This window comes from Pseudomonas sp. NPDC047961 (genome assembly GCF_050272435.1).
Classification (GTDB): Bacteria; Pseudomonadota; Gammaproteobacteria; order Pseudomonadales; family Pseudomonadaceae; genus Stutzerimonas.
Window position 1 is genome coordinate 293,903 of record NZ_JBNNMD010000004.1, and the last position, 14,786, is coordinate 308,688.

A 14,786-nucleotide genomic window follows, 5' to 3' on the forward strand; every position below is an offset into this window, starting at 1 on the left:
GATAGACGAGCCTAGCAGCGTAAAAATAGTAAACCCATGGTGCGAAATGCACAGGTATTCTGTGTTTTTGCACAGCGTGCCGCGGACGGCACGCGTCAATTCGATGGATCTGGAGCCTGCAGTGGACTGGGACAACCTGCGTTTTTTTCTCGAACTCTCGCGTGCGGGCAAGTTGACGGTCGCCGCGAGGCGATTGGCTGTAGACCACACCACGGTAGCCCGACGGGTGCAGGCGCTGGAAAAAAGCCTGGATCGACAGCTCTTCATTCGCGCCAAGGCAGGCTATCGACTGTCCGAAGCGGGCCGCGAATTGCTGGCCCAAGCCGAGGCGATGGAAAGCGCCATCACCTCCATCGAACAGCCGAGCCTGACCGCCGATAAGCTGTCCGGCCAGGTTCGCATTGGCGCCACCGAGGGGTACGGCACCGTGATGCTGGCGGGCCAACTGGCCAATCTGACCCGTGATTACCCGCATCTCGGCGTGGATCTGCTGGCGGTGCCACGTTCGGTGCGGCTGGCGCGACATGAGGCAGACATCGTCATCACCCTGGAGCGTCCCGAGCGTGGCCCCTACGTGATCACCAAGCTCACCGATTACGTGCTGCGGCTCTACGCGTCAGAAACCTACCTGGCGTCACACCCGCCTATCCGCAGCCGCGAAGACCTCAGCGGCCATGTGTTCGTCAGCTACATCGAGGACCTGCTCTACAGCAAGGAGCTGTTCTACCTCGACGAAATCGTTCGCCCCCGTCAGCACTCGTTGCGCAGCACCAGCATCCTCGCCCAGCAGGAAGCTGTTGCCGCCGGGGCTGGGCTGGCAATCCTGCCGGCGTTCTTAGCGGCCAGGGAGCCGTTGCTCAAGGAGGTTCTGGTCGGCGAGGTCGAATTCACTCGAACCTTCTGGATGTTGATGCCGGTGGAAAACAAGGACCTGGCGCGGATGCGTGTGTGTTGGGACTTCCTACGGGATGTGGCTGCCAACAGTCATGACGTGATGATGGGGCGCGCATGATCCGCGACGGCAAAAACACCATTTCCATCCGGCTGGTGGAGGAGGCGCTGCAGGGTTTCACCTCGTCTTCGCAATCAGCCGAAGAGCTGCTGCGCCAGCTTGGGCTCGGCGCTATTGATCTGGCCGATAGCGAAGCGCGTGTCGAAGTAGCTGATTTCAGCAAGCTATGGCGACGCCTGGCGCGGCAGTTCGACGATGAGTTTTTCGGCATGGATGCGCGGCGTATGCGAACCGGCAGTTTCGCCTTCGTCTGCCGCGCGGCCATGGCCCAACCGACACTCGATACTGCGCTTCGTGTGGCGCTGGATTTCTTCAGGCTGACCTTCGAAGGCTTCCGCGGCGAGCTGTTTCGCAGCGAAAGCCTGGCGGAAATCATGCTGTCGGAGCCGGAAGATGCGCCGCCGCTCAGAGCCTTTAGCTACTTCACTTTCTGGATGCTGCTGCACGGTCTGGCCTGTTGGCTGGTAGGACGGCGTATCCCGCTGCTAGCCGTCGAGCTGCGTTGCGAAGAGCCGGCCTATACCGATGACTACCGGGTGATGTTCTCGCGCAACCTGCGTTTCGCACGGCCCAGCACGCGGGTCATCTTCGCTGCCGAGGTGCTCGACCTGCCAGTGCGCCGCAGCGAGCAGGAGCTGCACGGGTTCCTGGCCCATGCGCCGTCCAACATCCTGGTCAAATACCGCGACACCACGAGCCTCGCCAGCCGCATCAAGGCGCAGCTGCGTGAATTGCCCGCCGAACAGTGGCCAACCAGCGAAGCGCTGGCGCGGACGTTGTGCGTATCAGCCTCAACTTTGCGCCGTCGATTGGCCGGGGCAGGGCAGACCTATCAGGCCATCAAAGACCAGGTGCGCCAGGAAATGGCCACCCTGTGGCTGGCGGACGCCTCGATCACCTACGCCGAAATTGCCGAGCGCCTGGGTTTCGCCGACGTCAGTTCGTTCTACAAGGCATTTCGCAAATGGTCCGGAACCAATCCGGGGCAGTACCGCAGCCTGATCTTGCGTGGCGATGAAGGGCAATAGCCCAGTTGTAGGTGCTAGTGGGGCCTAGTCCTTGCTGGTGATCCGGTCTATTGGTTGGGCCTTGGATCGCCATCAAGCTGGGCTCCTACAGGACTGGCGGGGCGAGTACAGACGTCAGTCCCTCGCCGTCGCGATTTTTGTAGGAGCGAGCTCGCTCGCGATCAGACGCTAGCTCAGTTTGCGCGGGATGGCGAAGCACGGATCGCCAGCAAGCTGGCTCCTACAGGGCTGGCAGGGCGACTACAGACGTCAGCCACTCGCCGTCGCGCTTTTCGTAGGAGCGAGCTCGCTCGCGATCAGGTGTTAACTCAGTTCACGATGGGCGGTGAAGCACGGATCGCCAGCAAGCTGGCTCCTACAGGACTGGCAGGGCGAATACGGACGTCAGCCGCTCGCCGTCGCGCTTTTCGAAGGAGCGAGCTCGCTCGCGATCAGGCGCTAGCTCAGTTTGCGCGGGATGGCGAAGCACGGATCGCCAGCAAGCTGGCTCCTACAGGGCTGGCAGGGTGACTACAGACTTCAGCCGCTCGCCGTCGCGCTTTTCGTAGGAGCGAGCTCGCTCGCGATCAGGCGTTAACTCAATTCACGCGGGACGGTGAAAGCACGGATCGCCAGCAAGCTGGCTCCTACAGGGCTGGCAGGGCGACTACAGACGTCAGCCACTCGCCGTCGCGCTTTTCGTAGGAGCGAGCTCGCTCGCGATCAGGCGTTTAACTCAATTCACGCGCTACGGTGAAGGACGGATCGCCAGCAAACTAGCTCCTACAAAGGCAATCATGGACCCGCACGGCCCATAGCGTGCACCCGTGCCAGCTGCCTTGGCCAAACCAGTCACCGCGATTGCCCGCAACGACCATTGTCCGTACCCCTCGGTCTGAAGAAGATGAACTCATATGGACCTGGCAGCTCGCCTGCCGCGATACCTAACATCTTCTCGAGGTCGTGCTGTGGATATTCAAGGCAAAGTCTTCCTGATTACAGGCGGTGCGTCCGGCCTGGGCGCTGCGGCTGCCGAAGCGCTGGTCGCAGCCGGTGCCAAGGTGGTACTGGCGGACATCAATCAAGCATTGCTGAACGAACGCAGTGAAGCGCTGGGGGCGAACGCCATTGGCGTGGTGACCAATGTGTGTGATGAGACCGCCGCTCAGGCTGCCGTGAACGCAGCGGTCGAGCATTTCGGCGGCCTGCACGGGTTGGTCAACTGCGCCGGCGTTGCCAGTGGCGAGAAGATCCTAGGTCGCCAGGGACCGCACGGACTGGACAGCTTCAGCAAGGTCATCGGTCTCAACCTGATCGGCACTTTCAACATGCTGCGCCTGGCTGCCGAAGCCATTGCCAGGAATGAGCCGGACGCCCAGGGCAATCGCGGCGTGATCATCAATACAGCCTCCGTCGCGGCCTATGACGGCCAGATTGGCCAGGCCGCCTATGCGGCCTCCAAGGGCGGCGTGGTCGCGATGACGCTACCAGCGGCCCGCGAACTGGCACGCCACGGTATTCGCGTCATGACCATCGCTCCCGGTGTATTCGAGACGCCGATGATGGCCGGTATGCCGCTGGAAGTCCGCGACTCGTTGGCGGCCGGCGTGCCATTTCCACCGCGTCTTGGGCGCGCCAGTGAATACGCAGCGCTGGCACGCCATATCATCGAAAACGACATGCTCAACGGCGAAGTGATCCGCCTCGACGGCGCACTGCGCATGGCCGCGAAATAATCGGAGACAGCAATGCACAACGATCCAATCGTGATTCTGGGCTCGGCCCGTACGCCCATGGGCGGTTTCCAGGGCGATCTCAAAAGCCTGAGCGCGCCGGAACTGGGCGCGGCAGCGATTCGCGCAGCGGTAGAGCGCAGCGGGGTCTCGGCTGAACAGGTTCAGGAAGTGCTGATGGGCTGCGTGCTGCCAGCCGGTCTCGGTCAGGCACCGGCGCGCCAGGCCGCGCTCGGCGCGGGGCTGGGCAAGGCAACCGCTTCCACCACCCTGAACAAGATGTGTGGCTCAGGCATGCAGGCGGCCATTCTGGCGCACGACGCCTTGCGCGCGGGCAGCGTCGATTTGATCGTGGCGGGCGGCATGGAGAGCATGTCCAACGCGCCTTATCTGCTGGAAAAAGCCCGTAGCGGCTACCGCATGGGGCACGGCAAGGTGCTCGACCACATGTTCCTCGATGGCCTTGAAGATGCCTATGACAAGGGCCGCCTGATGGGCACCTTTGCCGAGGACTGCGCGCAGAACCACGGCTTCACCCGTGAAGAACAGGACGCCTACGCCCTGACATCGCTGCAGCGTGCGCGCGACACCATCACCGCCGGCCGCTTCGCCAGCGAGATCGTCCCGCTGGACGTCACCCAAGGGCGCGAGCAACGGACCATTCGCGACGACGAACAGCCGCCCAAGGCCATGCCGGAGAAGATCCCGTCCCTCAAGCCGGCGTTCCGCGAAGGCGGCACGGTGACCGCCGCGAACTCCAGCTCCATCTCCGATGGCGCCGCAGCGTTGGTGCTGACGCGCCGGTCCCATGCGGAGCAACATGGCTTCAAACCCCAAGCCGTCATCCACGGCCACGCGGTGTTTGCCGATGCGCCCAACCTGTTCCCGACTGCGCCCATCGGCGCCATCCACAAGTTGCTGGAGCGTACCGGCTGGCGTCTCAACGAGGTGGACCTGTTCGAGATCAACGAAGCCTTTGCCGTGGTCAGCATGGTCACCATGCGCGAGCTCGGGTTGGACCACGCCAAGGTCAACGTTAACGGCGGCGCCTGCGCCCTGGGCCACCCGATCGGTGCGTCCGGTGCTCGCATTCTGGTGACGCTGATCGCGGCCCTGCGCGATCGCGGCCTGCGCAAAGGTATCGCGGCGATCTGCATCGGTGGTGGCGAGGCGACTGCCATGGCCGTCGAACTGCTCGACTGAGGACTGTTCATGCTGCTCAATGATGACCACACCAGCATCCGTGACATGGCCCGGCAGTTCGCCCAGCAACGGCTGAAACCCTTCGCTGCGGAATGGGACCGCGAGCATCGCTATCCGGCCGAAGCGACTGCCGAAATGGCCGAACTCGGCTTCTTCGGCATGCTCTGCCCTGAACAATGGGGCGGCAGCGACACCGGCTATATTGCCTATGCGCTGGCGCTTGAAGAGATAGCCGCTGGTGACGGCGCCTGCTCGACCATCATGAGCGTGCACAACTCGGTGGGCTGCGTGCCGATTTTGCGGTTCGGCACGGATGAGCAGAAGCAGCGCTACCTGACACCCCTGGCCAGCGGCGCGCAGATCGGCGCCTTCGCGTTGACCGAGCCCCATGCAGGTTCCGACGCCAGCAGCCTGCGTACCCGCGCCCGGCGTGACGGCGACAGTTACGTTATCAACGGTGCCAAACAGTTCATAACGTCCGGGCAGCATGCCGGCACGGTGATCGTATTTGCCGTTACCGATCCGGACGCCGGCAAGCGCGGCATCAGCGCGTTTATCGTGCCGACCGACACACCGGGCTATCAGGTGGTACGGGTCGAGGACAAACTCGGCCAGCACGCCTCCGATACTTGCCAACTGGCGTTCGAAGACATGCGCGTGCACGAATCTCAGCGCCTGGGCGAGGAGGGCGAGGGCTATCGCATCGCGCTGGCGAATCTGGAAGGTGGCCGCATCGGCATCGCCGCTCAGGCGGTCGGTATGGCCCGCGCAGCCTTCGAGGCTGCACGCGATTACGCTCGCGAGCGTGAAGCGTTCGGCAAGGCCATTAGCGAGCACCAGGCCGTCGCCTTTCGTCTGGCCGACATGGCCACCCAGATCGCCGTCGCCCGGCAGATGGTGCTGCACGCCGCCGCACTGCGTGAAGCTGGCCAACCCGCACTGGTCGAAGCCTCCATGGCCAAGCTGTTCGCCTCGGAAATGGCGGAGAAGGTCTGCTCGGCAGCGATCCAGACACTGGGCGGATACGGTTACCTCAAGGACTTCCCTCTCGAGCGCATCTACCGCGACGTGCGGGTGTGCCAGATCTATGAGGGCACCAGTGATATTCAACGCTTGGTGATCGCGCGCAATCTTGGGGAATGAGGCGTGCGCTTCGCCCGTGGCTGGTCGTAGGGTGGATCGCGCTTCACCGATCCACCTGTGAGATCGCATCGCCGCTTTGGTGGATGGATAAAGCGCCATCCACCCTACGGGGTCGGAGAGTCAAACGAGCCCTATCGTTTGATGTCACTCACGGGACTGGCCGCCAGGAGCATCACGGCGAATTCAACATCACCTAAGTGCGATGCAGTATCCCCTTGTCCCTTGAGGCGAAGCCTTGCCGATTCGAAATAGGGGCCTTTGATTTCCCCCTGGCTAGCTACAACCACAGCGGCATCGTCGGCCACGGCCGCCGCGTATCCGCTCCAACCACTGCTGGAAGATTCAGTGGTCTGGTGACTGCTCATCAACGGTAGCCCGACAGTAACGAATACGGTTGAGATAAGACCTTCACCAAGATCTCGCGCCTTTAGCAGGCACGGTGCGCCTATACAGGCTTCAGCTGAAACCGTTGGGGTTACAAATAGGGCCGTGAGAAAGGCAGCGAGCAGGTAAGTAGGATGCTTGGCGATGGCAGACATGATCGATCCTTGATTGTCTGGAGAGTGTTAAGCGTCGCGCATTGAGTCCTATACCGGGGAAGAGATAGCGGGCCTGTTTCACAAGGATGATCGTTGAAAAGCGTTTCCAGGGCGCTTGGATGGAAAGCGCTCCACCGAACCGCCCGGTCGCTTTGTCTGCTGTGCGAATCCTTCATCTCGCGCCTGATCAGTCCCAGCCCCATGCGTCTTCCGAGACTCTGATCGCCCCCGGCGTCCGTGAAAAGCGTGGCGCGGGGGCGGCGTGCAGGGCGCCGTCGATGTCGCGATAGACGCCACGTTGTTGCATGTGCGGGTGCTGCGCGGCTTCTTCCAGGGTGAGCACTGGGGCAAAGCAGGCGTCGGTCCCTTCGAGTACGGCGCACCAGTCTGCCCGGCTGCGGCTGGCGAACAGCGCGGTGAGTTGTTCGCTTAGCTCCGGCCATTGCGCCGGGTCATTGCAGCCTTCGCGCAAGGATTCGGGCGCATCGATGCGCTGCATCAGTTCGGTCAGGAACTGAGGTTCTAGCGGCCCGATGGCGATGTCGCGGCCGTCGGCGCAGGTGTAGCAGCGGTAATGCGGTGCCGCGCCCGACAGCAGATTGCGGTCGCGTTCAAGCGAGATGGCGCCGCTGGGCAAGAGACCCGCGAAGAAGCTCATCATCGAGGACACGCCATCGACGATAGCGGCGTCGACCACCTGACCCTGGCCGGATCGTTCCCGCTCCCATAATGCGGCCATGATCCCGAACGCCAGGTACAGCGAGCCGCCGCCGAAGTCGCCAACCAGGTTCAGTGGTGGAATCGCTGGGCCTTCTCGATTTCCGATCGCAGCCAGTGCGCCGGTGATCGCCAGATAGTTGATATCGTGGCCGGCACGCTTGGCTAGCGGTCCGGTCTGGCCCCAACCGGTCATGCGGCCATAAACCAAACGCGGGTTGCGCCCATGAACCTGCTCAGGTCCGAGCCCCAAGCGTTCCATCACGCCGGGCCGAAAGCCTTCGATCAGCACATCCGCGCCTTCGGCCAGCGCCAGGCAGCGTTCGCGTCCGGCGTCGGTGCGGATGTCCAGCGTGAGGCGCTTGCGGCCGCGATCAACCACCGGATTGGGCCAGCCATTGCCGCCCTCGCGCTCGATGCACATCACCTCGGCGCCAAGGTCAGCCAGTAGCATCGCGCAATGTGGGCCGGGGCCGATACTGGCGAACTCCAGCACGCGCAGGCCGAGCAGCGGGCCTTGGCGGGGTGTGGCGGTGGCGGTCGACATAACGCGCGTTCCTGTTGGTGATGGGATCCATCGCGCCCGTACGTGCAGGTGGACTGAAACCCAACCTAGGGGTCGCCAGGTGGATCGCCGGAGATGACTGGGTGAATCCGCAAAACGGCACGGCCCGCTACGTTCGCTCGGCTGGGTGAAATCGGTGGGCTGAAGCCCACCCTACGGTAGCCACGGTCCCGTCCCCCAGGTTCTGCCGCGCTAAAGGCTCGCCGCGCCAGCTGCGTTTTCCTCCAGCTCTATCAAGTGGTCGCGGTAGCGGTCGCGCAGGATTTTCTTGTCGATCTTGCCGGTCGCGGTCAGCGGGACGGTGTCGATGATGACGGCGTCGGGCATCCACCATTTGACGATTTGCGGCTCCAAGTAGGCGAGTACGGTGTCGATGCAGATGTCGGCCTCGTCGTGGGGTTCGATGATGAGGATGGGGCGTTCTTCCCATTTCTCGTGGGCTACACCGACCACCGCTGCGATGCGTACACCCGGGCAGGCCACGGCGATGTTCTCGATATCGATGGAGCTGATCCACTCACCGCCGGACTTGATCACGTCCTTGCTGCGGTCGGTGATGCGCATGTAGCCGTTGGGGTCGAGGGTGGCGATGTCGCCGGTGTCGAACCAGCCATCGGCATCCAGTGCGCTGGTTTCGCTGCGGAAATAGCGCTCGACCGTCCAAGGGCCGCGCACTAGCAGGGCGCCGGAGGTGACGCCGTCATGCGGCAATTCGTTGCCCGCCTCATCGACGATCTTCAGTTCGATGCCGAATTGCAGGCGCCCCTGCCGGGTCCAGATCGCTTCGTTGGTGGCCGCTTCGCCCATGGCCGCGAGCTTGGGCGTCGGGGTGGCGACCACGCCGAGGGGGCTGGTTTCAGTCATGCCCCAGAGCTGGCGAACGCTGACGCCATAACGCGTCTCGAACTTCTCGGCCAGCGCACGGGGGACGGCCGAACCGGCGATTACCAGGCATTTGAGCTGGCCGGTGTCTTCGCCCGTGCGCTCTAGATGATTGAGGTACATGGTCCAGATGGTCGGCACGCCGCCGGAGAATGTCACGCCCTCGTTCTGAATCAGCTCCTGCAGGCTGGCGCCGTCCATCTTGTCGCACGGCAGCACGAACTTGCAGCCGTTGATGGCGGCCGTGAAGGGCACGCCCCAGGCGGTGGCGTGGTAGAGAGACGAGCAAGGCATGATGCAGTCGAATGCGGAGAAGCCGAAGGCGCCGGTGAGGCCAGCCGCCATAGCGTGCAGGACGACGGAGCGGTGGCTGTAGACCACGCCTTTCGGGTTGCCGGTGGTGCCGGAGGTGTAGCAGAGCATCGCGCCGGCATTTTCGTCGAACTGCGGCCAGTCGGTGACTGGCTGTTCCTGAGCGATCAGCGTTTCGTAACTCAGCGCGCCGATTTCGCCTGGTTCGGTGCGCTGGGCATCGGACAACATGATGAAGGTATGGGCTTTTTCCAGGTGCGGGCGCACACGCTCGACCAAGGCCAGGAAGCTGCGGTCGAACAGCAGCACGCCACTGCCGGCGTGGTTCAGGGTGTAGATGATCTGCTCGTCCGACAGCCGTGGATTGGCCGTGTGCAGCACCGCGCCAATGCCGGGCACGGCGAAGAACAGCTCGAAGTGGCGATGGGTATTCCAGGCAAGCGATGACACCAGGTCGCCGGGCTTCACCCCCAGCTTGCGTAACATGCTGGCGGCTTGGCCGGCGCGTTTGGCGAGCCCGGCGTAGTCGTAGCGCCAGATGGGTTCATCCACCAGCCGAGAGACGATCTCGCGGTCGCCGTGGGCGAGGGCTGCATGGGTCAGGATGCCGCTGATCATCAGCGGGGTCTGCTGCATCGTACCTTTGAGCATCGTCATATCCTTTTTATTGTTGTCTGGATAGCGGTCGCGCTTGCCGCCATCTCGCTCGGGATTACTGCCTCGGGGTGTTTCGTTCTTCAGCTTCTCTGATAGTCGGGCCTTTGATCGCCAGCAAGCTGGTTTCTACAAGAGCAGGTGATAGCGAAGACAATCAGGCGGCTCATGAATTGCCGTCCGCGGAAACTTCCAGGGATCATCTGATCCCTGGCAAAACCTGATGCTGCCTTCACGCTGATAGGGGTTGATCACAACCCGTAGTTATTCAACTCCCTCGCAATCAACAGCCGCTGAATTTCGCTCGAGCCTTCATATATCTGGGTTATGCGCGCATCGCGGTAATAACGCTCGACGGGGTAGTCCTCCAGGTAGCCGTAGCCGCCGTGGATTTGCATGGCTTTGGAGCAGACGTATTCGGCGACTTCCGAGGCGAACAGCTTGGCCTGGGAGGCTTCGGACAGGCAGGGGAGGTTGGCGCTGCGCAGGCGTGCGGCATGCAGGATAAGCAGGCGCGCGGCATTCAACCGGGTGTGCATGTCCGCCAGCATGTTCGCCACGCTCTGGTGCTCGATGATCGGCTTGTCGAACTGGATGCGCTCACGGGCATAACCCAGCGCTGCTTCGAACGCCGCGCGGGCGATGCCCAGGGACTGGGCACCGATGCCGATGCGGCCGCCTTCGAGGTTGGAAAGGGCAATTGCGAGCCCCTTGCCGCGCGGGCCGAGCAAGTTTGCCTCGGGAATTCGGCAGTCGCGCAAGGTGACGCCGCAGGTGTCCGAGGCACGGATACCCATCTTCTTTTCCATGCGATCGACAACAAAGCCGGGGTTGTCGGTGGGGACCAGAAACGCGGACAGGCCTTTTTTACCGAGATCCGGATCGGTGACCGCGAAGACGATGGCGATCTTGGCGCGCTTGCCGTTGCTGACGAATTGCTTGGCGCCATTGATCACCCACTCGCCGTTTTCCAGCACGGCGCGGGTGTGCAGGTTGTGTGCCTCGGAGCCGGCCTGAGGTTCGGTGAGGGCAAAGCAACCGATGGCGCGACCTGCCGCCAGATCCGGTAGCCATTCGTCCTGCTGTTCCGGCGTGCCGTACTTGAGGATCGGGCCGCAACCGACCGAGCTGTGAATGCTCATCAACGCCCCGATGGCGCCGTCACCTGCCGAAATTTCCTCGACCGCCAGGGCGTAGGCGACATAGTCGATATAGGTGCCGCCCCATTGCTCGGGCACGATCATACCCAGCAGCCCCAACTCGCCCAGCTGGGTCACGGTTTCGTCGCCGATCCAACCGGCCTGTTCCCACGCTTGGGCCTTCGGCGCGATCTCGGCGCGGGCGAAGTCGCGCGCCATGTCGCGGATCATCCGTTGCTCTTCGCTCAGTTCGATGTCTTGCATAAAAATCAATTCCTAGTCGGCGAAGAAGGCCGCCACGCGTTCTGGCGTCACTTCCTCCAGCGTAGGCGGGTTCCAGCGCGGGTTCTTATCCTTGTCGACGATCAGCGCCCGGACGCCTTCGATGATGTCGCCCTGATCGAACCACTGTCGGTCCAGATGCAGCTCCATGGCGAAGCAGTCGGCCAGCGACAGGGTGCGTCCGCGGCGGAGCATCTCTAGCGTGACGCTGACCGAAAGCGGCGAACGGCTGTCGATCACCTTCAAGGTCTCGGCCGCCCAGTCGCGGTACTCGGGGTGCTCTTCGGCGGCCAGCGACTGGCGAATCGCAGCGACGCTGTCATGCGCGAAATGCTTTTCGATGGCCGGAAATAAGGCTTTGAACGGTGCATCCGGCAGTTCGGTGCAGCCCATCGAAACCAGAAGGTTGGTCAGCGCTTGCAGCGGCGGCATCGACCAGTCCTGCTGGTCGAGGCATCGTTCGAGTTCGGCGAATTGCTCGTGCGGCACGCTGTAATCGGCGAGACCGGCATACAGCGCATCAGCAGCATTCACATGGTTGCCGGTCAGGCCCATGTAAATGCCAAGGTTATTTGGCAGGCGCGACAAGAAGTAGCTGCCGCCGACATCAGGGAAATAGCCGATACCGACTTCCGGCATGCCCATGCGCGTGCGCTCGGAGATAACCCGCAGCGAGGCGCCCTGAACCAGCCCCATGCCGCCGCCCAGGACGAAGCCATTCATCAGCGCCATCAGGGGTTTGGTATACGCATGAATGTACTGATCGAGCGCGTATTCCTCCTCGAAAAACTCGCGGTGCAGGCTGTCGCCGCTTTTGTAGCTGTCGTACAGCGAGCGGATGTCACCACCGGCGCAGAAGGCTTTCTCGCCTGCGCCGCGCAGTACCACGGCCACCACGTCTTGGTCGTCAGCCCACTGCTGCAACTGGCGGTGCAGCATCCTCACCATCTCCAGGGTGACGGCATTCAGCCCGGCGGGGCGGTTCAGCGTGAGATAGCCGACGCGATTGCGTACCTCGATCAGTACCGGCGCTTCTGCCTGGGTCATGTCTAGTCCTCTTGGCGGTAAAGTTTGATGATCGCGGAGAAGTCCAGCCCACCGTGGCCTTGCATGCTGAAGGCCTGGTACAGCTGCTGCGCGAGGCCACCGAGGATAACCGGCTGGCGCACTTGTTTGGCCGCTTCGCTGGCAAGCCCGAGATCCTTGAGCATCAAATCGGTGCCGAACCCGCCGCTGTAGCCACGCGAGGCCGGGCCGTTTTCCAGCACGCCAGGGAAGGGGTTGTTGATCTCCGATGCCCAGCAACGTCCGCTCGACGAGTTGATTATTCCGGCCAGCACCTTTGCGTCCATCCCCAGGGCCACGCCCAGCGACATGGCTTCGGCCACGCCAATCATCGAGATGCCCAGCAGCATGTTGTTGGCGACTTTGGCCACTTGCCCGTTGCCGGTGTCGCCACAGTGGACGATGTTCTTGCCCATGGTCGCCAGGATCGGCTGCGCTTTCTGGAAATCCGCCTCGCTGCCGCCGACCATAAAGGTCAAGGTGCCGGCGGCGGCACCGACCGTGCCGCCGGATACCGGCGCATCGAGCATGGGGTTGCCATTCCCCGCGGCGGCCGCTGCGACCTCCCGCGCGGACATCGGGTCGATGGTGGAGGAATCGATCAGCAGTACGCCGGTCGGTACATGCGCGAGCAGCCCGTCCTCGCCTAGGTAGACCTGCTTCACATGGGCAGCCGCAGGCAGCATGGTGATGATGGTTTCGACACCAGCCTGGGCGACTGCAGCCGGCGATGTGGCCTCTTTGGCACCCGCTTCGACCAGCCCGGAGACCGCCGTGGCGGAAAGATCGAAGACAGTGACCTCATGCCCGGCCTTGAGCAGGTTGCGGGCCATGGGCCCGCCCATGTTGCCGAGTCCGAGAAATCCGATATGCATGGCCGTTTCCTTCTTGTTATTGGCGGCTGATTCGACGCCCTGCGCGTAGGCAGGGCGCCGTAGCGGTTACTTGAGGTTGATGGTGGTGTTCACCGGGCCGCCGACTTCGTTCTCGTCGAACCAGCGCTGGGTGACGGTCTTGGTTTGAGTGTAGAACTGCACCACCTGCTTGCCATACGGGCCGAGGTCGCCGAGTTTCGAGGCGCGCGAACCGGTGAAGGAGAACATCGGCACCGGCACCGGGATCGGCACGTTGATGCCCACCTGACCGACGTCGATTTCTTCCTGGAAATGCCGGGCTGCTGCGCCGGAACGGGTGAAGAGGGCGGTGCCGTTGCCGTTGGGGTTGGCGTTGATCAGTTCGATGGCTTCATCGAGCGTGTCGGCCTGCATCACGCAAAGCACCGGCCCGAAGATTTCTTCGCGGTAGATGCTCATTTCAGGCTTCACGCCGGAGAAAATGGTTGGCCCGACGAAGTTGCCTTTCTCAAAGCCGGCCACCTGCGGGTTGCGGCCGTCCAGCACCAGTTCGGCGCCTTCCGACACGCCGCGCTCGATCAGCGAGCTGATGCGATCCAGCGCTACGCACGACACCACCGGGCCAACATCGGTGCCGCTTTCGGCCCCTGCATTGATCTTCAATGTCTTGGCTTTGGCGATCAGTTCCGGCAGCCAGCTCTGCGCCTCACCCACGAGGATCAGTACCGACAACGCCATGCAGCGCTGACCGGCCGCGCCGAATGCAGCGCCCGTGAGGTTGTTGAGGGTCTGCTCCTTGTGGGCATCCGGCAGGATGATGCCGTGGTTCTTCGCGCCCATCATGCACTGCACCCGCTTGCCGGCCTGGCTGGCGCGGTTGTAGACATGGGTGCCGACCTTGGTCGAGCCGACGAAGGACACGGCCTTGATGTCCGGGTGGTCGCAGATCAGGTTCACCGCATCGGCGCCGCCATGGATGACGTTGAGCACGCCCGGCGGTACACCCGCTTCAAGCGCCAGTTCGGCGAGACGCATGGTCACCATCGGGTCCTGCTCGGATGGCTTGAGGACGAAGGTATTACCGGTAGCAATCGCCATCGGGAACATCCACAGCGGGATCATCGCCGGGAAGTTGAAGGGTGTAATGCCAGCGCAGACACCCAGCGGTTGCAGCAGGGTATAGGTGTCGACGCCCGTTGCGACGTTGTTGGCCAGCTCGCCCAGCTGCAGGTTGCCGATCCCGGCGGCGTGCTCGACGACTTCCAGCCCCCGAAACACGTCGCCCTCGGCATCGGGCAGTGTCTTGCCCTGTTCCGCCGTGAGGATCGCGGCCAGCTCCTTCATGTTTTCGCGGATCAGCTGCTGGTACTTGAGGAAGATTCGCGAGCGTGCGCCGATAGGCGTCTTGCGCCAGGTCTTGAAGGCTTCCTTGGCACTGGCAACGGCGGCATTCATTTCCGCTTCGGTCGCGAAAGGCACGCGGGCCAGGACCTCCTGAGTCGCCGGGTTGATGATGTCGCGCCACTCGCTGGTGGACGACTCCATCAGCTCACCGCCGATCAGGAGTTTGACTGTAGGGATGGCACTTGACTGGGTCATGGCGTGTCCTAGCGATTGTTGTTATTCGGATAGGCAAGTCGATGGAGCTGTCCTGATCCTAGAGTGCATATTTGTCAACA

General features: G+C 62.8%; 12 protein-coding genes. 5 read left to right on the forward strand and 7 right to left on the reverse strand.

Translation table 11 applies throughout. The annotated features are described in order from the left end of the window. The first annotated feature begins 121 nt into the window (after window positions 1-121). The 5 genes from ACQKIK_RS15710 (at window position 122) to ACQKIK_RS15730 (ending at window position 6,098) form a co-directional block, all read left to right on the forward strand. Window positions 122-1,012, forward strand: a complete 891-nt coding sequence (locus tag ACQKIK_RS15710; protein WP_463286919.1) for a LysR family transcriptional regulator — start codon at window positions 122-124, stop codon at window positions 1,010-1,012. Then, complete coding sequence (locus ACQKIK_RS15715; protein ID WP_499136596.1) at window positions 1,009-2,040, forward strand: AraC family transcriptional regulator; 1,032 nt, start codon at window positions 1,009-1,011, stop codon at window positions 2,038-2,040. Before ACQKIK_RS15710 ends, ACQKIK_RS15715 begins: the two co-directional genes overlap by 4 nt. 947 nt (window positions 2,041-2,987) lie before the next feature. Next, on the forward strand, window positions 2,988-3,755 hold the full coding sequence (locus tag ACQKIK_RS15720; protein ID WP_499136597.1) for an SDR family NAD(P)-dependent oxidoreductase: 768 nt from the start codon (window positions 2,988-2,990) through the stop codon (window positions 3,753-3,755). Window positions 3,756-3,767: 12 nt separating this feature from the next. Further along, the gene (locus tag ACQKIK_RS15725) at window positions 3,768-4,955 is read left to right on the forward strand and encodes an acetyl-CoA C-acyltransferase (protein WP_499136599.1); all 1,188 of its coding nucleotides are present in this window, start codon (window positions 3,768-3,770) and stop codon (window positions 4,953-4,955) included. A 9-nt stretch (window positions 4,956-4,964) separates the two neighbouring features. Further along, complete coding sequence (locus tag ACQKIK_RS15730) at window positions 4,965-6,098, forward strand: acyl-CoA dehydrogenase (protein ID WP_499136601.1); 1,134 nt, start codon at window positions 4,965-4,967, stop codon at window positions 6,096-6,098. Window positions 6,099-6,229: 131 nt separating this feature from the next. On the opposite strand, the gene ACQKIK_RS15735 is transcribed toward ACQKIK_RS15730, so the two are convergent. The 7 genes from ACQKIK_RS15735 to ACQKIK_RS15765 form a co-directional block, all read right to left on the reverse strand. Next, window positions 6,230-6,637: a DUF2388 domain-containing protein gene (locus ACQKIK_RS15735; protein WP_499136602.1), complete on the reverse strand. Its 408-nt coding sequence runs from the start codon at window positions 6,635-6,637 to the stop codon at window positions 6,230-6,232. Between the two features lie 187 nt (window positions 6,638-6,824). Continuing rightward, entirely contained in the window at window positions 6,825-7,901 is a 1,077-nt protein-coding gene (locus tag ACQKIK_RS15740; RefSeq protein WP_499136603.1) for a CaiB/BaiF CoA transferase family protein, read from the reverse strand. Between the two features lie 210 nt (window positions 7,902-8,111). Next, window positions 8,112-9,764: a long-chain fatty acid--CoA ligase gene (locus ACQKIK_RS15745; protein ID WP_499136604.1), complete on the reverse strand. Its 1,653-nt coding sequence runs from the start codon at window positions 9,762-9,764 to the stop codon at window positions 8,112-8,114. A 254-nt stretch (window positions 9,765-10,018) separates the two neighbouring features. Next, the gene (locus ACQKIK_RS15750; RefSeq protein WP_499136605.1) at window positions 10,019-11,170 is read right to left on the reverse strand and encodes an acyl-CoA dehydrogenase family protein; all 1,152 of its coding nucleotides are present in this window, start codon (window positions 11,168-11,170) and stop codon (window positions 10,019-10,021) included. Window positions 11,171-11,182: 12 nt separating this feature from the next. After that, complete coding sequence (locus ACQKIK_RS15755) at window positions 11,183-12,235, reverse strand: enoyl-CoA hydratase/isomerase family protein (protein ID WP_499136606.1); 1,053 nt, start codon at window positions 12,233-12,235, stop codon at window positions 11,183-11,185. A 2-nt stretch (window positions 12,236-12,237) separates the two neighbouring features. Further along, complete coding sequence (gene mmsB, locus ACQKIK_RS15760; RefSeq protein WP_499136607.1) at window positions 12,238-13,128, reverse strand: 3-hydroxyisobutyrate dehydrogenase; 891 nt, start codon at window positions 13,126-13,128, stop codon at window positions 12,238-12,240. Window positions 13,129-13,194: 66 nt separating this feature from the next. Then, window positions 13,195-14,706: a CoA-acylating methylmalonate-semialdehyde dehydrogenase gene (locus ACQKIK_RS15765; RefSeq protein WP_499136608.1), complete on the reverse strand. Its 1,512-nt coding sequence runs from the start codon at window positions 14,704-14,706 to the stop codon at window positions 13,195-13,197. Window positions 14,707-14,786: the final 80 nt, after the last annotated feature.